Annotated in this window: 22 protein-coding genes, 1 pseudogene and 1 riboswitch; of the genes and pseudogenes, 15 read left to right on the forward strand and 8 right to left on the reverse strand. The window is 58.0% G+C overall.

From position 1 onward, the window contains the following. The 4 genes and pseudogenes from ACIOWA_RS13655 to ACIOWA_RS13670 all read left to right on the forward strand — a co-directional run. Nucleotides 1-195: pseudogene (locus ACIOWA_RS13655) on the forward strand (succinate--CoA ligase subunit alpha); the annotation flags it as partial. 330 nt (nt 196-525) lie between these two features. Then, nucleotides 526-1,839 (forward strand): branched-chain amino acid transport system II carrier protein, encoded by a 1,314-nt coding sequence (brnQ, locus tag ACIOWA_RS13660; RefSeq protein ID WP_401160257.1) that lies wholly within the window; start codon nt 526-528, stop codon nt 1,837-1,839. 195 nt (nt 1,840-2,034) lie between these two features. Further along, nucleotides 2,035-2,772 carry a DUF599 domain-containing protein gene (locus ACIOWA_RS13665; protein ID WP_221732175.1) on the forward strand — a complete coding sequence of 246 codons (738 nt, stop codon included), beginning with the start codon at nt 2,035-2,037 and terminating at the stop codon, nt 2,770-2,772. Beyond that, entirely contained in the window at nt 2,772-3,173 is a 402-nt protein-coding gene (locus tag ACIOWA_RS13670; RefSeq protein WP_401160259.1) for an MAPEG family protein, read from the forward strand. Before ACIOWA_RS13665 ends, ACIOWA_RS13670 begins: the two co-directional genes overlap by 1 nt. Nucleotides 3,174-3,250: 77 nt before the next feature. Here the strand turns inward: ACIOWA_RS13670 and ACIOWA_RS13675 are convergent, their stop codons facing one another. Beyond that, complete coding sequence (locus ACIOWA_RS13675) at nt 3,251-3,487, reverse strand: hypothetical protein (protein WP_339433718.1); 237 nt, start codon at nt 3,485-3,487, stop codon at nt 3,251-3,253. 158 nt (nt 3,488-3,645) lie between these two features. Here ACIOWA_RS13675 and ACIOWA_RS13680 point away from each other — a divergent pair, with 158 nt between their 5' ends. The 4 genes from ACIOWA_RS13680 (at nt 3,646) to ACIOWA_RS13695 (ending at nt 7,355) form a co-directional block, all read left to right on the forward strand. Further along, complete coding sequence (locus ACIOWA_RS13680) at nt 3,646-4,122, forward strand: PaaI family thioesterase (RefSeq protein ID WP_339538434.1); 477 nt, start codon at nt 3,646-3,648, stop codon at nt 4,120-4,122. Beyond that, nucleotides 4,119-4,571 carry a PaaI family thioesterase gene (locus ACIOWA_RS13685; protein ID WP_221732179.1) on the forward strand — a complete coding sequence of 151 codons (453 nt, stop codon included), beginning with the start codon at nt 4,119-4,121 and terminating at the stop codon, nt 4,569-4,571. The genes ACIOWA_RS13680 and ACIOWA_RS13685 overlap by 4 nt, the downstream gene beginning before the upstream one ends. Before the next feature lie 81 nt (nt 4,572-4,652). Next, a complete protein-coding gene (gene htpG, locus ACIOWA_RS13690; protein WP_339433715.1) occupies nt 4,653-6,557 on the forward strand; it encodes a molecular chaperone HtpG in 1,905 nt (634 codons plus the stop codon). A gap of 69 nt (nt 6,558-6,626) precedes the next feature. Continuing rightward, nucleotides 6,627-7,355 (forward strand): dienelactone hydrolase family protein, encoded by a 729-nt coding sequence (locus ACIOWA_RS13695; protein WP_401160262.1) that lies wholly within the window; start codon nt 6,627-6,629, stop codon nt 7,353-7,355. A 99-nt stretch (nt 7,356-7,454) separates the two neighbouring features. Here the strand turns inward: ACIOWA_RS13695 and ACIOWA_RS13700 are convergent, their stop codons facing one another. Both ACIOWA_RS13700 and ACIOWA_RS13705 read right to left on the reverse strand, forming a co-directional pair. After that, on the reverse strand, nt 7,455-8,318 hold the full coding sequence (locus tag ACIOWA_RS13700; RefSeq protein ID WP_401160264.1) for a pirin family protein: 864 nt from the start codon (nt 8,316-8,318) through the stop codon (nt 7,455-7,457). A 61-nt stretch (nt 8,319-8,379) separates the two neighbouring features. Next, nucleotides 8,380-8,796, reverse strand: a complete 417-nt coding sequence (locus tag ACIOWA_RS13705) for an OsmC family protein (RefSeq protein WP_339433712.1) — start codon at nt 8,794-8,796, stop codon at nt 8,380-8,382. A 128-nt stretch (nt 8,797-8,924) separates the two neighbouring features. Between ACIOWA_RS13705 and ACIOWA_RS13710 the strand changes: the two genes are divergently transcribed. Beyond that, the gene (locus ACIOWA_RS13710; RefSeq protein ID WP_401160266.1) at nt 8,925-9,980 is read left to right on the forward strand and encodes an amidohydrolase family protein; all 1,056 of its coding nucleotides are present in this window, start codon (nt 8,925-8,927) and stop codon (nt 9,978-9,980) included. Between the two features lie 130 nt (nt 9,981-10,110). Next, nucleotides 10,111-11,736, forward strand: coding sequence for a methyl-accepting chemotaxis protein (locus ACIOWA_RS13715; protein WP_401160268.1), 1,626 nt, complete (start codon nt 10,111-10,113; stop codon nt 11,734-11,736). 110 nt (nt 11,737-11,846) lie between these two features. Here the strand turns inward: ACIOWA_RS13715 and ACIOWA_RS13720 are convergent, their stop codons facing one another. From ACIOWA_RS13720 to purM, 3 genes are read right to left on the reverse strand one after another with little or no spacing between them, the layout of a single operon-like run. Next, nucleotides 11,847-12,560, reverse strand: a complete 714-nt coding sequence (locus ACIOWA_RS13720) for a DUF3108 domain-containing protein (RefSeq protein WP_401160270.1) — start codon at nt 12,558-12,560, stop codon at nt 11,847-11,849. 8 nt (nt 12,561-12,568) lie between these two features. Then, the gene (gene purN / locus ACIOWA_RS13725) at nt 12,569-13,219 is read right to left on the reverse strand and encodes a phosphoribosylglycinamide formyltransferase (RefSeq protein WP_339433708.1); all 651 of its coding nucleotides are present in this window, start codon (nt 13,217-13,219) and stop codon (nt 12,569-12,571) included. After that, nucleotides 13,219-14,277 (reverse strand): phosphoribosylformylglycinamidine cyclo-ligase, encoded by a 1,059-nt coding sequence (gene purM, locus ACIOWA_RS13730; protein ID WP_221732188.1) that lies wholly within the window; start codon nt 14,275-14,277, stop codon nt 13,219-13,221. Before purM ends, purN begins: the two co-directional genes overlap by 1 nt. 370 nt (nt 14,278-14,647) lie before the next feature. On the opposite strand from purM, the gene ACIOWA_RS13735 reads away from it, so the two are divergent. The 5 genes from ACIOWA_RS13735 to ACIOWA_RS13755 all read left to right on the forward strand — a co-directional run bounded on the left by ACIOWA_RS13735 (nt 14,648) and on the right by ACIOWA_RS13755 (nt 19,323). Further along, entirely contained in the window at nt 14,648-15,706 is a 1,059-nt protein-coding gene (locus tag ACIOWA_RS13735; RefSeq protein ID WP_401160272.1) for a DUF2066 domain-containing protein, read from the forward strand. Between the two features lie 34 nt (nt 15,707-15,740). Beyond that, nucleotides 15,741-16,814, forward strand: a complete 1,074-nt coding sequence (locus ACIOWA_RS13740; RefSeq protein WP_339433705.1) for an AI-2E family transporter — start codon at nt 15,741-15,743, stop codon at nt 16,812-16,814. A 217-nt stretch (nt 16,815-17,031) separates the two neighbouring features. After that, nucleotides 17,032-17,736, forward strand: a complete 705-nt coding sequence (gene hda, locus ACIOWA_RS13745; protein ID WP_007919828.1) for a DnaA regulatory inactivator Hda — start codon at nt 17,032-17,034, stop codon at nt 17,734-17,736. Between the two features lie 214 nt (nt 17,737-17,950). Further along, nucleotides 17,951-18,565 carry an NlpC/P60 family protein gene (locus ACIOWA_RS13750; RefSeq protein ID WP_339433704.1) on the forward strand — a complete coding sequence of 205 codons (615 nt, stop codon included), beginning with the start codon at nt 17,951-17,953 and terminating at the stop codon, nt 18,563-18,565. Between the two features lie 221 nt (nt 18,566-18,786). Then, complete coding sequence (locus ACIOWA_RS13755; RefSeq protein WP_339433703.1) at nt 18,787-19,323, forward strand: C40 family peptidase; 537 nt, start codon at nt 18,787-18,789, stop codon at nt 19,321-19,323. A 66-nt stretch (nt 19,324-19,389) separates the two neighbouring features. On the opposite strand, the gene ACIOWA_RS13760 is transcribed toward ACIOWA_RS13755, so the two are convergent. Both ACIOWA_RS13760 and ACIOWA_RS13765 read right to left on the reverse strand, forming a co-directional pair. Continuing rightward, nucleotides 19,390-20,703, reverse strand: a complete 1,314-nt coding sequence (locus ACIOWA_RS13760) for a PQQ-dependent sugar dehydrogenase (protein WP_401160275.1) — start codon at nt 20,701-20,703, stop codon at nt 19,390-19,392. Between the two features lie 66 nt (nt 20,704-20,769). Beyond that, the gene (locus ACIOWA_RS13765) at nt 20,770-21,354 is read right to left on the reverse strand and encodes a hypothetical protein (protein WP_339466660.1); all 585 of its coding nucleotides are present in this window, start codon (nt 21,352-21,354) and stop codon (nt 20,770-20,772) included. A gap of 153 nt (nt 21,355-21,507) precedes the next feature. Continuing rightward, nucleotides 21,508-21,734, forward strand: a riboswitch (cobalamin riboswitch). The last annotated feature ends 4 nt before the right edge of the window (nt 21,735-21,738 follow it).

A 21,738-nucleotide genomic window follows, 5' to 3' on the forward strand; every position in this document is an offset into this window, starting at 1 on the left:
GTTGTATCCTACAACGCTGGAGTGACTGCTCCTCCGGGCAAGCGCATGGGCCATGCTGGCGCAATCATCTCTGGCGGCAAAGGCACTGCAGAAGAGAAATTCGCTGCTCTGCAAGACGCAGGCGTTAAAACCGTGCGTTCGCTGGCAGACATCGGCAAGGCCCTGGCCGAGCTGACTGGTTGGGCTGTCAAGTAAGCCTCGCGCTTAGCTGACGCTTCACCAAACAAAGGCCACCTCCGGGTGGCCTTTGTCGTTTCTGGCATTTGAGTCGATGGTGGCTATTTATAGGCATCCACCCAATTACATGCAAAAACGCGACGCGGAAACGTCGCGTATCGGATAGTTCGCCCTCAAACAGTGCGTTTGTAAGCCAAATTCGTTAGGCTAGCCGCCATTTTTGCGTCTGCCGCCCACAAGGCATGCAACGCGCTATACGGGTCAGTCCCATACGGATCGACAGCATTTCCCTAATCCCACAGGGCAATCCCCCTCTAAATTCCGATTCAGTAGTGTGGTATTTCCTTAATGAAAGTTTTGAAAGGTCAGGACATCCTGGCACTTGGTTTTATGACATTTGCCCTGTTCGTTGGGGCTGGCAATATCATTTTTCCGCCGATCGTCGGCTTGCAGGCCGGACCTCACGTCTGGATGGCGGCACTGGGCTTCCTGATCACGGCGGTCGGTTTGCCGGTGGTCACCGTCATTGCGCTGGCCAAGGTCGGCGGCGCAATGGACACGTTGAGCAGCCCGATCGGCAAGATTGCCGGCGGTGTGCTGGCGGCCGCTTGCTACCTGGCGGTCGGTCCATTGTTCGCCACACCGCGGACCGCGACCGTGTCGTTCGAGGTGGGTCTGGCGCCACTGACTGGCGAGAGCCCGCTGGCGCTGTTCCTCTACAGTTCCGTGTACTTCCTGCTGGTGTTCTTCATCTCGCTGTATCCGGGCCGTCTGCTCGACACCGTAGGTCGCTTCCTCGCGCCGTTGAAGATCATTGCACTGGCGGTACTGGGCATCGCTGCATTCGCCTTGCCCGCGGGAGATATCGGTAGCGGTACTCCGGAATATGTGGCTGCACCGTTCTCCCAGGGTTTCATCAATGGTTACCTGACCATGGATACCCTCGGTGCGCTGGTGTTCGGCATCGTCATCGTTAACGCGATCCGCTCCCGTGGTGTCGAGTCGCCTGCGCTGATCACCCGTTATGCGATCATCGCCGGACTCATTGCCGGTGTCGGTCTGGCGCTGGTGTATATCAGCCTGTTCCGTCTTGGTTCCGGCAGCCACGAAGTAGCCGTTGGTGCCACCAATGGCGCTGCGGTACTGCACGCTTATGTGCAACACACCTTTGGCTCCCTGGGCAGCGGTTTCCTTGCGGTGCTGATCTCGTTGGCGTGTCTGGTGACGGCCGTGGGCCTGACCTGCGCGTGTGCCGAATACTTCAGCCGAGTGCTGCCACTGTCCTACAAGACGCTGGTGATCATTCTGGCGGCGTTCTCGCTGCTGGTGTCCAACCTGGGCCTGACCAAATTGATCGCCTTCTCCATTCCGGTGCTGACCGCGATCTACCCGCCATGCATCGTTTTGGTAGCGCTGAGCTTCTGCAAAGATTTCTGGCATGAGCACGGCCGTATCATCGGCCCAGTGATGCTGGTGTCCTTCGTGTTTGGCAGCATCGACGCTCTGAAAGGCGCCGGTCTGGCCGACTGGCTGCCATCGCAACTGTCGCATCTGCCACTGAGTGAACAGGGCCTGGCGTGGCTGGTGCCGTGTGTGATGACCCTGGTGGTTGCAGTGATCTGCGATCGCGTGCTGGGCAAGCGTAGTGAAGCCATTGCCTGACGTTTCCTGACCCGCCACAAGCGGGTCTTGGGCGATTAAACAGAAATGCCCCGTATCAATCGATACGGGGCATTTTTTATGAACATCAGGCAGTGTCTTTTTTCCTGAGCTAACGTCGAACGATTACATCGATTCTGGTGGGAGCGAGCAAACCCGCTCCCCCCGATAAAGTGCTCATATTTGACAAGGAATTGCATGTCGTTCATCCAAGCTAACCTGATCCATTTGCTCGCCGCACTCTGGTTTGTCATCTGCTGGGGCGGTTACACCCGATACGCCAGTTGGAAGGCTCGCGACACCGCTTGCCTGGCCAGCGTGCTGCACCTGTATCGTGAAGACTGGATGCGCCGCATGTTGCTGCGCGACAACCGCATCGCGGACGCTAGCGTGATCGGCAATCTGGAGCGCAACGCCTCGTTCTTCGCCTCCAGTACCCTGATTATTCTCGCCGGTATTCTCACCGTGCTTGGTGCTTCCGAGCGGGCGGTGTCGTTGCTGGCGGATATTCCGATGGTGCAGCAGGCGTCGCAAGGCATGTCAGAGATCAAGTTGCTGTGTCTGGCCCTGGTGTTCGTCTATGCGTTCTTCACGTTCAGTTGGTGCATGCGTCAGTACAACTTTGCAGCGATTCTGGTGGGCTCGGCGCCCATGATCGGTGAGCGACAAGTCTCGGAGCAGGAGCGCAAGGCCTTCGCTTTGCGGGCGGCGCGGGTGATTTCGATGGCGGCCAACCAGTTCAACTTTGGCCTGCGCTCCTATTACTTCGGCATGAGCATGCTGGCGTGGTTCGTCAGCCCCTGGCTGTTCATGATGATGAGCGCCGGGGTCGTGGTGGTGTTATACCGCCGCGAATTTCATTCCGACGTCCTCGATGTAATGGTGTATACCCCTACAGAGGCGCCCATCCCCGAGGCGAACAAGGAAGCTGCTTGATGAGTATTCCATTCTGGTGTGTGTTTATCAGTGCGCTGTTGATTTACATCGCGCGTATGCCGGTGGCCAAGGCCATGAAAGAGCAGGGTGGTTACAACAGTCACCTGCCGCGCCAACAGCAGGCGCAGCTCACCGGTTACGGCGCCAGGGCGCTGGCGGCTCACCAGAACAGTATTGAAGCGTTCATGTTGTTTTCGGTAGGCGTGCTGATGGCGCATACCACGCAAACGGCGGGGTGGTTGATCGATACATTGGCAATCATTTTTGTAATAGCCCGGATCATCTACCTGTGGTTTTACCTGGCTGACCTGCCGCGACTGCGCAGTCTGGTCTGGGGAATCGGTTTATTGTGTTCGTTGTTATTGATGATTAGTCCGACTTTTAGAACGGTGTTGCTTTAACAGCGCATTACCGAAAAGTAACAGGCAAAAGAAAACCCGCACTTGGCGGGTTTTCTTTTTCTGCATCAAGAGGCGATTTATTGCGTCTTGGCAGCTTCGTCTTTCGCAGCTTCGTTCGATTCCGCCTGATCTTTGGCGGCTTCGGCGTTTTCTTTTGCTGCGTCGTTCACTTTATCCTGAGCTTTGCTCATGTCTTGTTGAGCTTGTTCAGCATGTTCTTTGGCATCTTGAGCTTTGTCCTCGGATTTTTTATCGCAGGCAGCGAGACCGAGGGACGCGGTCAACATCAAGGCAATAGCTAAAGTCTTACGCATGGGGTGTTTCTCCTTATGGAAAATAACTACTGGCCTTAAGAGCTCACGCCTGAGGGTTAAGTTCCTCATTTGTTTCAGATATATAAGTTTGTTTTGCTGCGGAACTTTTGCTGTGTTTCCTACTACTGGCAAATGGATTTAACGAGAGTAATTATCAAATGGCTGACCACCCCGTTTTTGAGCGTGCGACACGATTTCTGTCGGCGTTGCGTCACTGTCAGGTTCTTGGTTTGCAGGTGCACAGCGCCTCCACCGAAGGGCTCACGGTTATCCTGCCGTACAGCCCGAAAATCGTGGGCAATCCGCAAACCGGGGTGATTCATGGCGGCGCAATCACCTCGTTGATGGACACGGCCTGCGGGATGTCCACTTTGTGTGTACTACCGGAGTTCGAGGTTTGCCCGACTCTTGATCTGCGCATCGACTACATGCACGCCGCTGAACCCGGCAAAGATGTTTATGGCTTCGCTCAGTGCTACCGGGTAACGACCGATGTGATCTTCGCTCGCGGCTTTGCTTATCAGGATGATCCCGAACAGCCGATCGCCCATGTCGTTGGCACGTTCATGCGTATGGGTAAGGGGCTCAGGGGCACCAAAGGTTTCGGCGGTGCGATCAAGGGGGAAGGTCAATGAGTGATGAATTGAAGGATCAACTGCAACAGGCCCACGAACAGGGTGACTACGCGCCGCTGCTGAAGTTGATCCCCTACGCCGGGCTGATCGGCATCGAATGCTCACGGGTTGGTGATGAGTTGCTTTTCAAGCTCCCGGCGAACAAGGACAACATTGGTAACCCTTTATTGCCGGCGATCCACGGCGGCGTTATTGCCGGGTTCATGGAGCTGGCCGCTGCCCTGCATTTATTGATTTTTACCGGTGCGCCGGGCGTGCCGAAGATCATCGACTTTTCCCTCGATTACCTGCGAGCCGGGCAATTTCGCGACACTTGGGCCAAGTGCGAGGTCTGCCGGCAGGGGCGGCGAGTCGCTAATGTCGCGGTCACAGCATGGCAAAGCACCGAAAACGAACCGATTGCCACTGCCCGTGCGCACTTCAAAATCGATGACCCCTTGAAATCCTGAACACTGCCCCAAACTCTGATGACAACCCGCCGCAGACCATTCGGGTCGCGGCCAATGCCATCTGATTGGAGTTTGATGACCATGAGTGTGGAAACTCAAAAGGAAACCCTGGGCTTCCAGACCGAGGTGAAGCAACTGCTGCACCTCATGATCCATTCGCTGTATTCCAACAAGGAAATCTTCCTTCGCGAATTGATCTCGAACGCCTCTGACGCTGTAGACAAGCTACGCTTCGAAGCCTTGGCCAAGCCTGAGTTGCTCGAAGGTGGCGCAGACCTGAAAATCCGTGTGAGCTTCGACAAAGACGCCAAAACCGTCACCCTCGAAGACAACGGTATCGGCATGAACCGTGACGATGTGATCACCCACCTGGGCACCATCGCCAAGTCGGGCACTGCCGATTTCATGAAAAACCTCTCGGGCGATCAGAAGAAGGATTCTCACCTGATCGGTCAGTTCGGCGTCGGTTTCTACTCGGCCTTCATCGTTGCAGACCAGGTTGACGTGTACAGCCGTCGCGCCGGCACACCTGCCAGCGAAGGCGTGCACTGGTCGTCGAAAGGCGAGGGTGAGTTCGAAGTTGCCACGATCGAAAAACCTGAGCGCGGCACTCGCATTGTCCTGCACCTGAAAGCGGCGGAAGACGAGTTCGCCGATGGTTGGCGTCTGCGCAACATCATCAAGAAGTACTCCGATCACATTGCCCTGCCGATCGAACTGCCGAAAGAAGTCACCGCAGCCGAAGGCGAAGAGCCGCCAGCCGTTGAGTGGGAAACCGTCAACCGCGCCAGTGCCCTGTGGACCCGTCCTCGCACCGAAGTGAAGGATGAGGAATACCAGGAGTTCTACAAGCACATCGCCCATGACTTTGAAAACCCGTTGGCCTGGAGCCACAACAAAGTCGAAGGCAAGCTCGAATACAGCTCGCTGCTGTACGTACCGGCCCGCGCACCGTTCGACCTGTACCAGCGTGAGGCGCCGAAAGGCCTGAAGCTGTACGTGCAGCGTGTGTTCGTGATGGATCAGGCCGAGTCGTTCCTGCCGTTGTACCTGCGCTTCATCAAGGGTGTGGTCGACTCCAACGATCTGTCGCTGAACGTGTCGCGGGAAATCCTGCAGAAAGACCCGATCATCGACTCGATGAAGTCGGCGCTGACCAAGCGCGTACTCGACATGCTGGAAAAACTGGCGAAGAACGAGCCTGAGCAATACAAAGGCTTCTGGAAAAACTTCGGTCAGGTCATGAAAGAAGGCCCGGCCGAGGATTTCGCCAACAAGGAAAAAATCGCCGGGCTGCTGCGTTTCGCATCGACCCATGACGAAGACGGCGAGCAAGTTGTCGGTCTGGCTGACTACCTGGCGCGCGCCAAGGAAGGTCAGGACAAGATCTATTACCTCACCGGCGAAACCTACGCGCAGGTCAAGAACAGCCCGCACCTGGAAGTCTTCCGCAAGAAAGGCATCGAAGTGCTGCTGCTGACCGACCGTATCGACGAGTGGCTGATGAGCTACCTCAGCGATTTCGACGGCAAGACGTTTGTCGACGTGGCACGCGGTGATCTCGATCTGGGCAACCTGGACTCGGAAGAGGACAAGAAGGCCGCAGAAGAAGTCGCCAAGTCCAAAGAAGGTCTGGTCGAGCGTCTGAAGACCGCGCTGGGCGATTCCGTTGCCGAGGTTCGCGTGTCCCATCGTCTGACCGATTCGCCAGCCATTCTGGCCATCGGTGAACAGGACCTGGGCCTGCAAATGCGCCAGATCCTCGAAGCCAGCGGGCAGAAAGTGCCGGAATCAAAGCCGATCTTCGAATTCAACCCGAGCCACCCGCTGATCGAGAAACTCGACGGCGAGCAGAACGAAGGACGTTTTGGCGACCTGTCGCACATCCTCTTCGATCAGGCCGCTTTGGCGGCTGGCGAAAGCTTGAAAGACCCGGCCGCGTACGTGACCCGTCTGAACAAGCTGCTGGTTGAACTGTCGGTTTAATCACGTTGCAAAAAAAACCCGCTTCGGCGGGTTTTTTCATTCTGGTGTTTAACAAATCAGGAGTCAGAAATGAGCCAAGTCACTGTACGTTCCGTGGTCTATCAGATTGATGGCCAGCCTTTTGAAGGCCGGTTAGCCTTCGATGCCGATCATAAGGGCGCGCGTCCGGGTCTGTTGATGGCGCCGAACTGGATGGGCGTCAGTGCCGGCGCCGAAGAGGTCGCCAAATCGGTCGCAGCCAAAGGCTACGTGGTGTTGATCGCTGACGTTTACGGTCAGGCGGTGCGTCCGCAGAACGCCGATCAGGCTGGTGCGGCGATGATGCCGCTGAAAAATGATCGGGCCTTGCTGCGCAAGCGCATGCAAGCGGCGTTCGAGCAGTTGCACACGCAGGGTGAAGCCGCGGTCGATATTTCCAGGCTGGCGGTGTTCGGCTTCTGTTTTGGCGGTTGTTGTGCGCTGGATCTGGCGCGTACCGGTGCGCCGGTGAAGGCAGTGGTGTCGTTCCACGGTGCGCTGGATTCGCCAAACCCGGCGGAGGCGAAGAACATCAAGGGCTCGGTGCTGGTGTTGCATGGTGCTTCCGACCCCTTGGTGCCGAAAGAGCAATTGCCGGCTTTCGAAGATGAGATGAACGCGGCGAGCGTGGACTGGCAATTGCTGAGCTACGGCGGTGCAGTGCACTCGTTTACCGATCCGCACGCCAATGTGCCGGGCAAGATGATGTACGACGCGAAGACCGCTGCGCGCGCCTTCAAGTCGATGCATGACTTATTGGATGAAGTGTTCAGGGGCTGATTCAGGCGGCGCCTGTTCTGGCCTCTTTTCCCGCATTGGAACGCGTTCCAGTGCGGGAACAGGCTTGCTCGCGAAGAGGGTTAATCAGCGACACAAGATTCAGGGCAATTCAATCCGCTCACTTTCCCCGGGCACTGTCGGCCAATCCCCGGCCGCCCATTTGCGCCGTGCCTCATCAATGGCTGCCGGATCGCTCGCGACAAAATTCCAGTTGATCCGCCGAGGTCCGTCCAGCGGGGCACCGCCGAACACCACAGCATGACAATCACTCTCGGCAAACAAGCTCATCTCTTCCCCGGGCGGGAGCACGACCAATAGATGGGGGGCGATCGTTTCGCCATTCAATTGCGCATCACCACTCAACACATACACCGCCCGTTCTTGATGCTCGGTCGGGATCAGCAGTGTGGTTGCCGTTTGCATTTTCACTTCGGCGTACAGCGTAGGAGAAAGCACCGGTACCGGCGATTCAAGACAAAAGCCTGACCCGGCAATCATCCTTATCTGCACGCCGAGGTTATCGCTGACGGGGAGCGTCGCCGCCGGGTGATGGCTGTAATGCCCAGGGCCTTGCTCATGATCCTTGGGCGAGGCCAGCCAGATCTGCAAACCGTGCATGGTGAAGCTTTGCTCCCACAACGGCTCGGGTGTGCGCTCGACGTGAGCGATGGCGCTGCCAGCGGTCATCCAGCTGACATCGCCAGCGCTGACCACCTGATCGGAGCCGAGGCTGTCCTTGTGCTGGATTTGCCCTTCAAACAGATAGGTCAGGGTCGACAGGCCGATGTGCGGATGCTGTCGGATGTTCATGCCTTTGCCCGTCGGATAAATCGTCTCGAGCATGTGATCAAAAAACACGAAAGGCCCGACGCTGCGGCATTTGGCTGACGGCAGTGGGCGCAGAATCGGCTGGCCTTCGACGTCTTCGGCGCGCGCGCGGATGATCAGAGGTTGCGTGTCCATGGTGCATTCCAGGCTGAGCGGGTGATGTGCAGAGCATAACCCGCCGCAGCGCGCGTGTTGATTATTGGCTGTCGAAGCCTTGTGGCGCGTGGGTTTCGATCGTCACGTCGGTGGTGGTCATCAGCTTGTGGATTGGGCAGCGGTCGGCAACGCGCAGCAGTTCTTCACGCTGGGCGTCAGTCAATACACCTTTGAGGGTGAGTGTGACGTGCAAGACGTATTTGCCTTTTTGTTCTTCGCTGTTGTCGCGTTTGACGTCGACACCTACGCCCGTCAGCGGGATGTCTTTCTTCTTTGCGTACATCTTCAGGGTTATTGCCTTGCAGGCGCCCAGAGCCGCGTCAAAGTAATCATGCGGCTCGGGGGCCGAGCCTTCGCCACCGGCAGATTTCGGTGCGTCGGCAAACAGTTCGTGGTCATCGATCCTTACGGTGTGACGAAAGCCTTCAGCGGAGACGGTATTGACGGTAACGGTCATGGGAACCTCACTGGCAGTAGGAAAAGTCGTTCGATCAAAAAAGACCTTGCAGTTATAGAGCATTCCCACCGGCACGCGTTCCACTTTCCTGCGGGATGAACCCTTGTCGTCAGGGCGGGGTCTAGGTTATGCCTACTTGTTGGAGATTAATTGTGTCCCTGTATCGTTTGAGTCTTGCCTGCCTTCTGGCCTTTGCCAGTTCGGCCAGTGCCCGCGAATACACCTACAGCGACGCGCACCTGCACTACGTGGATTTTTTCCAGGAAACGGCTGGCATGTCGAAACTGCTGACAGCCATGAAGGACAACTTCGTCGAGCATGTGATGATTTCCGGTATTCCCGTGGCCAAAAAGTGGCACGAAGACGAACCCAAACGCCCGCGTTATTACGCCGGCGATGATGCCGATGCGTATTGGTACAGCGCCACCGACGTGATCGTTGCAGATGCGGTGCAAAAACTAACGCCTGAACAACGCCCCTTTTTCCATCCCTTCCTTTCAGGTTTCAACCCCAACGACAAAAACTCTGCTGCGCACATCCAGCGCATGCTCGATCTGTACCCGGGGCTATGGCAGGGCATCGGCGAGGTGTTCACCCGCCATGACGATCTGACGGCGCTGACGTCTGGTGACACGCCACGCGCCAATAACGAAGCGATGACCAGGATCTATCATCTGGCGGCGGAAAACGATCTGCCGGTGATGCTGCACTCCAACATCACCTCCAAACGTGAGAAAAATCCGCTTTATCTGAGGGAAATCGAAGAGCCGCTGCGTAATCATCCGCACACCCGATTTATCTGGGCGCACGCGGGGACAAGCGCCGAGATTCATCGGCATCAGACACAGTTGAAATTCCTGCTTGCGACCCTGACGCGGATGCTTGAGGCCTATCCGAATCTCTACATCGATCTGTCCTGGACCATGCTCACTCCGTATCTGCTGGATGCGCAGGGGAAGCCTCGCCCGGTATGGCTGGCACTGGTAGAGCGTTATCCGGAGCGCTTCATGCTCGGTTCGGACGTGGTCGGGCGATTCAACAGGCTCGGTCAGGAAATGCACAGCTTCAAACCGTTTCTCGATGCGCTACCGGAAGACGTCGCCCATAAAGTCGCAAAGGACAACTTCCTGGCGATCTTGCCACGAACGGAGCTCAAATCCGCTAAAACCACGCTGAATCGATAATGCCGCGTGTTCGGAGTATTAAGGCGTTTTGATATCACGTTTTGGTCTTACGCAAATTTCCGCCGGGCCGATACCTTCTAGAGCAACCAGCTGCAGGGTTGATGCAGCGCTTTTGGAAGGAACCAGAGCAATGAGTATCCGTAGTCTCAATATTGCCCCGCGCGCCGGATTGGGTTTTGGCCTGTTGGCCCTCATGGTGTTTGCCCTGGGGGCGTTCGCCTTGCTGCAAATGTCCAACATGCGTGCCCAGTCTGATGAGGTCGATAAAAACTGGTTGCCGAGCGTGATGGTCGTCGGCGAGATGAGTCAGGACATGCTTCGCCTGCGGGCGTTGACCATGCGCCTGTTGATCGACCGTGATCGGCAGGCGCTTGAGCAGAATGTAGCCAAACTCAATGAGTTGCGCGGCGTGCTCAGTGAAGCTCAGCAACGATATGACGTGCTGATCGTGCTGCCCCAGGAGCGTCAGTTGTTTGATCGTTTCAAAGTTGCCGAGCACAAGTACCTGGAGTTTCAGGCGCAGGTGATGCAGTTGTCCGCACAGAGTCGGGTAGAGGAAGCGGCGGCGATTCTCAACACTCAGATGAGCCCGTTGGCCGATGACATCACGGTCACCCTGCGTGAACTGGTCGAACTGAACAAGCACAACGCCAATCTTGCTACCGAAGCTGCACGGTTAGTGTTCATCAATTCGCGGGTGTGGGTCGGTGTGATGATCGCCGTCACGGCGTTGATCACCATAGGCCTAGCGTTGTTACTGACCCGCAGCATCGTGATGCCGTTGGCGCAGTCGTTGGGCGTGGCGCAAGTGGTGGCCGGAGGTGATCTGACTGGAGAGATCGACATTGCAGGCAAGGACGAGCCGGCGCGACTCCTGCAAGCGCTGCAAAGCATGCAGCACAATCTGCGTGACACGATTCGGCATATCTCCCAGTCATCCAGCCAGTTGGCTTCGGCGTCGGAAGAACTCAGTTGTGTCACGGAAGACGCTACGCGCGGACTGCATCAGCAGAGTCTCGAAATCGAGCAGGCGGCCACGGCGGTCAATCAGATGACGGCAGCGGTGGAGGAGGTGGCCAGCAACGCGGTGGCGACGTCCGAAGCCTCGCGCGAATCCGATCGTATTGCCCAGCATGGTCGTGAACAGGTGCGCCAGACCGTGACGTCGATTGAGTGTCTCGCCCAGGACGTTACCAATAATGCGAGTCAGGTAGAGGATTTGGCGCAGAAGGTTCATGGCATCAGCAAGGTACTGGATGTCATTCGTTCAATTGCCGAGCAGACCAATCTACTGGCCCTTAACGCTGCGATAGAGGCGGCGCGGGCCGGCGATGCCGGGCGTGGGTTTGCAGTGGTGGCCGATGAAGTGCGGGCGTTGGCCCATCGTACCCAGCAGTCGACGCAGGAAATCGAGCAGATGATTGGCGGTATTCAGCAGGGCACCGATTCGGCGGTCAATTCGATGCAGCAGAGCAATGGGCGAGCGGGTTCAACACTGGAGTTGGCCAAAGCTGCGGGAGTGGCGTTGGAGGAGATTGCGTCGGCGTTTACGCTGATCAACGAGCGCAATCTGGTGATCGCCAGCGCTTCGGAAGAGCAGGCCGCGGTAGCGCGGGAGGTGGATCGCAATCTGATGAACATCCGCGATCTGGCGATGCAGTCGTCGGCGGGGGCTAATCAAACCAGTGCAGCGAGTCAGGAGTTATCGCGGTTGGCGGTGGATCTGAACACCATGGTGGCCAAATTCTCGGTATGACTCGATAGCCGATCGCAACGGTGAACCCGCTCACAGTGGTTGTGTGTTGTTGCGCAAATTGCAGGCATGAAAAAGCCCCGCTTTGCGGGGCTCCTCAATATCGCGCTGGATCAGTTGCCTTTGACAACCTTGCCGTTGACCGTGCCGTCCTGGAGCATGATGTTGTACTCCTTGCCGTCGGTTTCAACCTGTTGCAGGCGAACCAGCAGATAGTCCCAATCCTTGGCGAACCACAGGACGGTGATGCGCTTGCTTTGTGTCGGGTCGCGCACGCGCTCGACTTTGATCGAATCGATCTTGCCAGCCTTGGTGTCGACCTTTTCCGAGCCCAGCACGCGGAAGTCATAGGTGTCGACTTCGCCATCATCGACCACTTGGTAGCTCATGGTCTTTTTGCCGGCAGCTACGTCATGTTGCAGCGCCAGCTGATAAGTGGATTTGTCGACCATGCCACGGTTGAGCGGGATCTTCACCGCGTCGCCACGGTCAGTGCCGGTAACCATTTTGCTGTTCCAGTCGAAATCCAGGTCAGCCTTCTTGGCTTTGCCCAGGCCACCCCGTTCGAAGTGGTAGGACTGCGGCAGCAAGGTGTCCTTGTCCAGGGTCAGGGTGCTTTTTTCACTCAGGCTGGCAATCATCATCGATGCCTTGAAGCTGAGCGTCCAGACGCCGTTGGCATCCTTGGTCAGGCTGCGTTCGGCGGTGCCGCTCATGGGCAACTGTTTCCAGTCGGCGGTATAGCTGGCGGAGAACGGTTGAAGGTCTGCTGCCTGCGCTAAAGGCAGGGCGAGCAGAGCGCAAGCGAAGAGCAGGGCGCGACGCATAATATCTCCTAGTTTCGAATCAAGTGGCCGCTGGCCGCGAGTAGCTGGCTATCCAGTAAAGCACCTTGTTCTCCGAGCGTCAGCCTGCCTTCGGCAAACCAGCGTACCGCCATCGGATAGATCAGGTGCTCCTGAACGTGAACCCGTTGCGCCAGACTCTGCGGCGTGTCGTGCAACTCTACCGGTAATACTGCCTGTACGACCAGTGGTCCGCCATCGAGTTCCTCGGTGACGAAGTGTACGGAGCAGCCGTGCTCGGTGTCGCCGGCTTCCAGCGCGCGCTGATGAGTGTGTAACCCTTTGTATTTGGGCAGCAGCGACGGATGGATATTGAGCAGGCGACCCTGATAGTGGCGAACGAAATCAGCGCTGAGAATGCGCATGAAACCGGCCAGTACCACGAGTTTGGGATTGAATTCGTCAATCAGTTTGATCAGGGCAGCATCGAAGGCCTCGCGACCTTCGAATGCCTTGTGATCCAGCGAGCGGGTGGCGATACCCGCGTCACTGGCGCGTTGCAGGCCGTAAGCGTCGGCGCGGTTTGAAATCACCGCAGCGATGCGAACCGGGCTGTCGCCGGTCCGCGAGCTGTCGATCAAGGCCTGCAAGTTACTGCCGGTGCCGGACAACAGCACCACGACATCACAGGTTGCGGACATTAATGAGCCTTAAGGTTCTTCAGATCAACCTGAGCTGCGCCTTCGGCGGCGGCAGCGATCTGACCGATGACCCAAGGCTGCTCACCCGCTTCACGCAGGGTGTTCAGGGCCACTTCAACGTGCTCCTGAGCCACGCAGATGACCATGCCTACGCCGCAGTTCAGTACGCGGTGCATCTCGGTTTCGTCAACGTTGCCTTTTTCTTGCAGCCAGTCGAAGACGGCCGGGCGAGTCCAGCTGGCCACGTCAACAACGGCCTGGGCGCCTTTTGGCAGAACGCGCGGGATGTTGTCGAGCAGGCCGCCGCCGGTGATGTGGGCCATGGCTTTGACGGCGCCGGTGTCTTTGATCAGCTTGAGCAGCGGCTTGACGTAGATGCGGGTTGGCGCCATCAGCAGGTCGGTCAGCGGTTTGCCGTCGAGCTGGATGTTTTCGATGTCGGCGCCGGACACTTCGATGATCTTGCGGATCAGCGAGTAGCCGTTGGAGTGCGGGCCGGACGATGGCAGGGCGATCAGGGCGTCACCGGTGGCGACTTTCGAGCCGTCGATGATTTCGGCTTTTTCCACGACACCGACGCAGAAACCGGCCAGGTCGTAGTCTTCGCCTTCATACATGCCAGGCATTTCTGCGGTTTCGCCGCCCACCAGCGAGCAACCGGACAGTTCGCAGCCAGCGCCGATGCCGGTAACGACCTGGGTTGCAGTTTCGACGTTGAGTTTGCCGGTGGCGTAGTAGTCGAGGAAGAACAGTGGCTCGGCGCCGCACACCACCAGATCGTTCACGCACATGGCAACGAGGTCGATGCCGATGCTGTCGTGCTTGTTCAGGTTCAGTGCCAGACGCAACTTGGTGCCGACGCCGTCAGTGCCGGAGACCAGCACAGGCTGCTTGTAGCCGGCCGGGATTTCGCAGAGGGCGCCGAAACCGCCCAGGCCGCCCATGACTTCCGGGCGCGCAGTGCGCTTGGCGACGCTCTTGATGCGTTCGACCAATGCTTCACCGGCGTCGATGTCTACACCGGCGTCCTTGTAGCTCAGGGAGGGTTGCTTGCTCATGATCCAGGCCTTTAGGGGGGATTCAGGGGTAACGACCGAGTTCAGCGGGAACGCCGAAGTCGATGGGGCGATTGCCTCACGCGAGTTTCGAGGTGCCCGGCTGTTGCCGGTCTGCGAAGGCGCGCGATTTTATCAGGCTTGAGGGGCAGCGGCCATCCTCGCACCGACGGGCAGGGGCATATCGGCCGAAATTTTTTGCAATTGAGCCGTCCGGGTGCCTGTATAAGGTGTTGCAATTAACCGTCTATCGTTATCACTGTGCAAAAACTTACCGCCGCTGTGTGAATGTTTTGCAACGGCCGGTGGTCACAGCCTTGCTCAATCGGTTCACGCGGCCTGTTCCAGCCGCTCCTGTCGACGGGAATTTTCCATGCGTTTTTGTAAATTGTTGTTTGTGTCCTGTTTGTCTGTGGTCAGCCTGGCGAGTCATGCCGAAAACCTCAAAGGCCTTTATCAAGTGCGTGAGCCGGTCAGCGGCCAAGCGCCGCAAGAGCGTGATCGCGCGACCCAGGCCGCGCTGGACACCCTGGTGTTGCGCCTGACCGGTGATCCTAAAGCCCCGCAAAATCCCGGGTTGGCGCCGATCAGGAAAGATCCGCAGCAGATCATCACCCGGTTCGGCTTTGATGCCGGTCCACCTGAGGTGCTGAAAGTCGATTTCGACCCCAATACCACCGAGCAGGCCTTGCGCCGCGCCGGGTTATCCCTGTGGGGGGCCAGTCGGCCGTCGATTCTGGGTTGGTGGCTGAGTGACTCGACCGAGGGTTCGAGTCTGGTCGGTGATGGTCAGGCCGCTGCTGCGCCGCTGCGTGCAGCCGCTCAGCATCGCGGTTTGCCATTGCGTTTGCCGCTGGCGGACCTCAGCGAACAATTGGTTGCTAGCGCGCCAGTACTGGAGGGCTCTGATCCGGCGCCATTGCAGGACGCTTCGGAACGCTACAATGCTGACGCCTTGCTGGCAGTACATGCCCGTGAAGAGGGCGGGCAGTGGCAGGCCAAATGGCACTTGTGGCTGGGCGATCAAAAAGACGTGGGGAGCGTGCAGGGTGCCGATCAGGCCTCCGTGGCCGATGCCGTGATGCTGGCGGTTGCCGAGCGACTGGCGCCGCGTTATGTGGTCAAGCCCGGCACTTCAGGTCAGCAGACGCTGGAGGTGCAGGGCATGAATCTGGAGCGCTATGCGACGTTGTTGCGGGTGCTCGAGCCGTATGGGGTGCGTCTGCAGAGTGTTGATGGCGATCGTATCGTCTATCGGGTCAATGGCAGTGCCGATCAGTTGCGTGCTCAGTTGTCGCTGGCGAAGTTGCAGGAGTTGCCGGCCGAAGCGCCGGTGCCTGTGGCTGCGCCGCAAGCGTCGGTCCAGGGTGCAGCGCCGGTTGCTGCTCCGGCCCCGACACCTGCGGCGCCGTCTCTGCGGTTTCGCTGGTAAGTCTTTCCTTATATAGAAGAAGCAGGAGTGGTAAATGGCCGATACGCGGCGTTGGTTCTGGCTCGGTGGGGTGGTCCTGCTTTGCGCGTTTGTGTGGTTGCTGCACCCGATCCTCACGCCGTTTCTGGTGGCGCTGCTGCTCGCTTATCTGTTCGATCCGCTGGTAGATCGACTGGAAAAGCTCGGGCTGTCCCGAACCTGGGGCGTAATCACCGTGTTTGCCTTGTTCTCGCTCATCGTGACGGCGCTGTTGTTGGTGTTGGTGCCGATGCTGGCCAAACAGATGCTGCGGTTGTATGAGTTGACCCCCCAAATGCTGGACTGGTTGCAGCACACGGCGGTGCCATGGGCGCAGTCGAAGCTGGGGTTGGCGGATGGCTTCTGGAAATTCGACAAGGTCAAGGCGGCCATCAGCGAGCACATGGGCCAGACCAGTGACATTGTCGGTGTGGTGCTCAGTCAGGCGACGGCTTCGGGGCTCGCGCTGATTGGGTGGTTGGCCAATCTGGTGCTGATCCCGGTGGTGGGTTTCTATCTGCTGCGAGACTGGGACTTGATGATGGCCAAGATTCGCAGCCTGCTGCCGCGTGATCGTGAGGAGCGCGTGGTAACGCTGGCTGGCGAATGCCATGAGGTGCTAGGGGCATTCATGCGCGGTCAGTTGCTGGTGATGCTGGCGCTGGGCGTGATTTACGCGGCTGGGCTGATGATCGTCGGTCTGGAGTTGGGGCTGTTGATCGGTCTGATTGCGGGTCTGGCGGCGATCGTGCCGTACATGGGTTTCGTGATTGGCATTGGTGCGGCGCTGATTGCCGGGTTGTTCCAGTTCGGAGGGGATCTGTACCCGATGGTCGGGATCGTCGCGGTATTCATGATTGGTCAGGCGCTGGAAGGCATGGTGCTGACGCCGCTGCTGGTGGGCGACCGGATCGGATTGCACCCGGTGGCAGTGATCTTTGCGATTCTGGCCGGCGGCGAGTTGTTTGGTTTCACCGGGGTACTGCTGGCGTTGCCGGTAGCGGCCGTGATCATGGTGCTGGTGCGACATGTGCACGATCTGTACAAGGATTCCGACATTTATAGTGGCGTGGACGAACTCGAGCTGTGATCGAGACGGGCGACCCGGCAGATCGCCGGGTTGGCCCGTGTCTTGCGGGTGATACGGGTCTGACCGCGTCAGAGAATCTGTCATAAAACCAATGCGTTAACGCAAACCTTTGATTTTGCTTGGACTCTGTCGCATTGTGCGCTCAGCTTCACGGGTATAAACTTCGCAAACTTTACACAGAGGCCACTAACGGTTCCTTGAGAACTGTTCAGTCAGCATGAAACCGATTCAGCTGCCCCTAGGTGTGCGTCTGCGCGACGACGCCACCTTCATCAACTACTACCCAGGCGCCAATGCCGCTGCACTCGGCTATGTCGAGCGCCTATGCGAAGCCGACGCCGGCTGGACAGAAAGCCTGATCTACCTGTGGGGTAAACACGGCGTAGGGCGTACGCATCTGTTGCAGGCCGCTTGCTTGCGATTCGAGCAGATGGGTGAACCTGCGGTGTACCTGCCGTTGGCCGAGTTGATGGATCGTGGCGTCGAAATCCTCGACAACCTTGAGCAGTACGAACTGGTCTGCCTGGATGACTTGCAGGTCATTGCCGGCAAGGCTGACTGGGAAGAGGCGATGTTTCATCTGTTCAACCGTCTGCGTGACAGCGGTCGGCGCTTGCTGATTGCCGCTTCAACCTCTCCGCGTGAGCTGCCAGTGAAACTGGCTGACTTGAAATCACGCCTGACCCTGGCGCTGATTTTCCAGATGCGTCCTCTCTCCGATGAAGACAAGTTGCGTGCGCTGCAATTGCGTGCGTCGCGTCGCGGTCTGCACCTGACGGATGAGGTCGGACATTTTATTTTGACTCGCGGCACTCGCAGCATGAGCGCGCTGTTTGATCTGCTCGAGCAACTCGATCAGGCCTCATTGCAGGCTCAACGCAAGCTGACCATTCCTTTCCTCAAGGAAACCTTGGGCTGGTAAAGCTTTGGGTTTCATTGGGGCTCGGCATATTTCAGGCGCCAGAAAATCCGCTTTCCTGCAGGCTGTGCAGGCCGCGTTTCGTTTCAAATGGGCTTAAGCGCTTAGATGTAAACGAGAAACCGGGAAGTCACAAAAAGATCGATTGAATTTGCAAATGAAGTCGATAGCGGGCATAGTCTCGGCTTCTTTACAACTACCAGCCACGGTCGTGCCCATGCTAAAGCGCTTCGCACCCCTCGTGCCTCTCGCACTCGTCACCCTGTTGTACGGTTGCGCTGCTCATTCTCCAGTTCAAGAGCAGTCACAACAGGTTAAAAATTCTGCTACTGCCCAGTCTTCCGTTATTTACCAGGAAGAGCTGGATACCGAAAAAGAACTCTCTGACTTCAACAAGAAGCCCTATGAGTTGCCAGTTCTGGCCGACAGCATCCTTGAGCGCGGCATGTCCCTGATCGGTACCCGTTACCGTTTTGGCGGTACCTCGGAGGCTGGTTTCGACTGCAGTGGTTTCATCGGTTATCTGTTTCGCGAAGAAGCTGGCATGAATCTGCCTCGCTCCACCCGCGAAATGATCAACGTTGACGCACCGCTGGTATCGCGCAGCAACCTCGAACCGGGTGATCTGCTGTTCTTCGCCACCAGTGGTCGTCGCGGTCGTGTCAGTCACGCCGGGATCTACCTGGGTGACAACCAGTTCATTCATTCCAGCAGTCGTCGTAGCGGTGGTGTTCGTATCGATAACCTGGGTGACAGCTACTGGAGCAAGACCTTCATCGAGGCCAAGCGTGCGCTCGCGATGGCGCCGACCGTGGTCACCGCTCGCAAGTAATACCGCCCTTTGTCGCTGCATTCGCGGCGACAATCCGGCCCTCGGCAACGCAGTAGACCTAAACTTTACAAGGTGAAGTTAAAGTCTTACTTGAAGTTTGTCGTGTAGCCGCTAGAATCTGATCCTATATTGATGGCAAACCGCCTGCGTGCTCACGCAGGCGGTTTTGTTTTCTGTCCATCCGGCAGAGAAAGCCGCAGCCAGATCAGGATGTTCTGCTTATGACCATGTCGGCCCGCCTTGCAATGATGTTTTTCGCAGCGCTGCTCAGCGCCTGCGCCAGTCGCACGCCACCACCTGCGCCGGTTGTTCGCGCTCCGGTAGCGTTCGGCCCTTCTCAGTCTTATTCACCTGCTGCCGACGACGTGTTGTTCCGCGCGCTTGGCCTGGTCGGCACGCCTTATCGCTGGGGCGGCAATACCCCGGATTCGGGGTTTGATTGCAGTGGCTTGATCGGTTTTGTTTATCGTGATGCTGCGGGTATTTCTCTGCCGCGCTCTACCCGCGAACTGATCGTCATGCAGGCGCCGAATGTCAGTAAAGAAGGCTTGCAGACGGGCGATCTGATTTTCTTCGCCACCAATGGCGGCTCGCAGGTCAGTCATGCGGGGATTTATGTCGGGGAAGGGCGTTTCGTGCATGCGCCGGCTACCGGCGGTACGGTGAAGCTCGATAGCCTGTCGAAAGCGTATTGGCAGAAGGCGTACCTGAGTGCCAAGCGGGTGTTGCAGCCTGAGCATCTGGCGCATAACCCGTAGCGCTGGGAAAAGAGACGTGGGTGCGGGCAAGCCCGCTCCCACATTTGTTATGTGTCGGCCCCTGATTTATTGAGCGGAAGACACCCGCCAAACTTTGTTTCCCACATCATCGGCCACCAGCAAGCCACCTTGCTGGTCGATCACCACGCCTACCGGGCGACCCAGAGCGTTTTCGTCCTTGTCGAGGAAACCGGTCAGCACATCCACCGGTTTGCCATTCGGCTTGCCGCCGGTAAACGGTACGAAAATCACTTTGTAACCACTGTGCGGCTTGCGGTTCCAAGAGCCGTGCTGGCCGATGAACGCCCCTTCCTTGAATTGCGCGGGCAGTGTGTTGCCTTCGGCGAAAGTCAGGCCCAGTGAGGCGGTGTGCGGGCCGACGGCGTAATCCGGGACGATGGCCTTGGCCACCAGGTCGAGATTCTGCGGGCTGACGCGCACATCGACATGCTGCCCGTAATAGCTGAACGGCCAGCCATAAAAACCGCCATCCTTGACCGAGGTGATGTAGTCCGGCACCAGGTCGCTGCCAATCTCGTCGCGCTCATTGACTGCGGTCCACAATGCGCCGCTGCTTGGCTCCCAAGCCAGGCCGTTGGGATTGCGGATGCCTGAAGCGAAGATCCGGTGATCGCCGGTGGCCCGATCCACTTCCCAGATCGCTGCGCGACCTTCTTCTTTATCCAGTCCGTTCTCGCCGACGTTGCTGTTCGAACCGACAGTGACATACAGCTTGCTGCCGTCCTTGCTGGCAATGACGTTTTTGGTCCAGTGATGATTCAGCGTGCCGCCCGGCAGGTCGGTGACCTTGATCGGCTGCGTTTTGATTTCTGTCGCGCCCGTTTCGTAGTGCAAGCGCAGCAGGCGATCGGTGTCCGCGATGTACAGGTCATTGCCGACCAGGGTCATGCCGAACGGTGAGTTGAGATTTTGCACAAACACCGTACGCGTCTCAGCCACGCCATCGTGATCGGCATCACGTAGCAGGGTGATGCGATTTGCGCTCGGTACGCCGGCGCCAGCCTTGCCCATGACTTTCTTCATGATCCAGCCACGAATGCCGCTGCTGTCGTCAGGTTTGGGCGGAGCATTGGTTTCCGCCACCAGCACGTCGCCGTTGGGCAGCACGTAAAGCCAGCGCGGATGGTCTAGACCTTCGGCGAATGCCGCCACTTGCGTGCCTGCCGCGGCAGTCGGTTTTGCGCCATCTGGCCAGCCGACCGCCGGGGCGATATTCACGGTTGGGATCAGGGTTTTGTTGGGTTCGGGTAGTTTCGGTGACGGGCCGGTGCCGTCGGAGACTTGAAGGCTTGAGGATTCACCACAGGCGGTGAGCCCCCCGGCGAGCGCGATAACGAGAGCGAGCTGGGTCTTGCGCATTGCTGATCTTCCCTATGAATGCATTCGTAATCATAGAGGCACGCGCAAGCCCGATGGTTCAACCGCTTAGCCGCGGGCCTCCTTGAAGAGCACGGCAATGCCCGGGTGATAGTTGCCGGCATCGCTGCGCAATTTGCGATAGGCGTAAGGGAAATACCAGGCCACGGCGCAGGTGTGTTCTTTTTGCAGGTCGTCGACCATGTCCTGCAGTTCTTCGGGGGTGGCGCTGTGCTGGGCTTTTTGCGGGGCGACAAACAGGCAGCCGAGCTTGAGGTCGCTGGCGAAACTGATGCGTTTGGCGTCGCTGGTGATCTCCAGCAGGGCTTGGGTCAGGTTGAGGTTGTTAACGCGTGGCCAGCGCTGGGTGGCTTGAATGAACGCGCGATCTTCGGCGCCGGCCAGGAACAGGTCGGCGCGGGCATTGCGCTCGCCATCCTCGTTTTGCTTGCGGGTAGCGGTCTGCTCTAGCGTCACCAGCTCGGCCATCCAGGCCGCAGCGGAAAGCAATCCGAGATTGGCTTTCTCGTCATGCCAGTAGGGTGTGTCGCTGTCGCCGCGCACGGCGTTGTAGCGGTCGATACAGTCAAACCAGCGTTCCAGTACCGGGCGCAGAAATTCCAGGCGCGGGTTGCTGATGATCATGCCTTGCATGTGGCTCACCTTATTCTTGTGTGATGTGAGATTGTGGCTCTTTGATATCACTCTTGAGAGTGTGGCACAAGATTGGCGTCAGATCATTGATCGACGGCAGTTATTCGCCCGACAGCCTCCTCTTTAATTGACGCTCCACCCCCAACCCTCTAACCTTCGCGGCTTGTTTCAGGTGCTCTGTGACCCCTGTCGACAGAGTGAAACAGGGAAGCCGGTGAGGGTCGTCTTCAAACGAAGAGCAACCACGATCCCGGCGCTGCCCCCGCAACGGTAAATGAGTGAAAACTGCGTCGAATGCCACTGCTCAAAGCGGGAAGGCGCGCAGCCAGGCGATTCGCCGCTCATGAGCCCGGAGACCGGCCTGATTCATCCAACGGCATCACG

The organism is Pseudomonas sp. NPDC087614, assembly GCF_044743485.1.
Lineage (GTDB): Bacteria > Pseudomonadota > Gammaproteobacteria > Pseudomonadales > Pseudomonadaceae > Aquipseudomonas > Aquipseudomonas baetica_A.

Bases quoted from the DNA above. Each gene is read 5' to 3' on its own strand.
- brnQ (WP_401160257.1), top strand. From the start codon at position 526: ATGAAAGTTTTGAAAGGTCAGGACATCCTGGCACTTGGTTTTATGACA.
- ACIOWA_RS13665 (WP_221732175.1), top strand. From the start codon at position 2,035: ATGTCGTTCATCCAAGCTAACCTGATCCATTTGCTCGCCGCACTCTGG.
- ACIOWA_RS13670 (WP_401160259.1), top strand. From the start codon at position 2,772: ATGAGTATTCCATTCTGGTGTGTGTTTATCAGTGCGCTGTTGATTTAC.
- ACIOWA_RS13675 (WP_339433718.1), bottom strand. From the start codon at position 3,487: ATGCGTAAGACTTTAGCTATTGCCTTGATGTTGACCGCGTCCCTCGGT.
- ACIOWA_RS13680 (WP_339538434.1), top strand. From the start codon at position 3,646: ATGGCTGACCACCCCGTTTTTGAGCGTGCGACACGATTTCTGTCGGCG.
- ACIOWA_RS13685 (WP_221732179.1), top strand. From the start codon at position 4,119: ATGAGTGATGAATTGAAGGATCAACTGCAACAGGCCCACGAACAGGGT.
- htpG (WP_339433715.1), top strand. From the start codon at position 4,653: ATGAGTGTGGAAACTCAAAAGGAAACCCTGGGCTTCCAGACCGAGGTG.
- ACIOWA_RS13695 (WP_401160262.1), top strand. From the start codon at position 6,627: ATGAGCCAAGTCACTGTACGTTCCGTGGTCTATCAGATTGATGGCCAG.
- ACIOWA_RS13700 (WP_401160264.1), bottom strand. From the start codon at position 8,318: ATGGACACGCAACCTCTGATCATCCGCGCGCGCGCCGAAGACGTCGAA.
- ACIOWA_RS13705 (WP_339433712.1), bottom strand. From the start codon at position 8,796: ATGACCGTTACCGTCAATACCGTCTCCGCTGAAGGCTTTCGTCACACC.
- ACIOWA_RS13710 (WP_401160266.1), top strand. From the start codon at position 8,925: ATGCCTACTTGTTGGAGATTAATTGTGTCCCTGTATCGTTTGAGTCTT.
- ACIOWA_RS13715 (WP_401160268.1), top strand. From the start codon at position 10,111: ATGAGTATCCGTAGTCTCAATATTGCCCCGCGCGCCGGATTGGGTTTT.
- ACIOWA_RS13720 (WP_401160270.1), bottom strand. From the start codon at position 12,560: ATGCGTCGCGCCCTGCTCTTCGCTTGCGCTCTGCTCGCCCTGCCTTTA.
- purN (WP_339433708.1), bottom strand. From the start codon at position 13,219: ATGTCCGCAACCTGTGATGTCGTGGTGCTGTTGTCCGGCACCGGCAGT.
- purM (WP_221732188.1), bottom strand. From the start codon at position 14,277: ATGAGCAAGCAACCCTCCCTGAGCTACAAGGACGCCGGTGTAGACATC.
- ACIOWA_RS13735 (WP_401160272.1), top strand. From the start codon at position 14,648: ATGCGTTTTTGTAAATTGTTGTTTGTGTCCTGTTTGTCTGTGGTCAGC.
- ACIOWA_RS13740 (WP_339433705.1), top strand. From the start codon at position 15,741: ATGGCCGATACGCGGCGTTGGTTCTGGCTCGGTGGGGTGGTCCTGCTT.
- hda (WP_007919828.1), top strand. From the start codon at position 17,032: ATGAAACCGATTCAGCTGCCCCTAGGTGTGCGTCTGCGCGACGACGCC.
- ACIOWA_RS13750 (WP_339433704.1), top strand. From the start codon at position 17,951: ATGCTAAAGCGCTTCGCACCCCTCGTGCCTCTCGCACTCGTCACCCTG.
- ACIOWA_RS13755 (WP_339433703.1), top strand. From the start codon at position 18,787: ATGACCATGTCGGCCCGCCTTGCAATGATGTTTTTCGCAGCGCTGCTC.
- ACIOWA_RS13760 (WP_401160275.1), bottom strand. From the start codon at position 20,703: ATGCGCAAGACCCAGCTCGCTCTCGTTATCGCGCTCGCCGGGGGGCTC.
- ACIOWA_RS13765 (WP_339466660.1), bottom strand. From the start codon at position 21,354: ATGCAAGGCATGATCATCAGCAACCCGCGCCTGGAATTTCTGCGCCCG.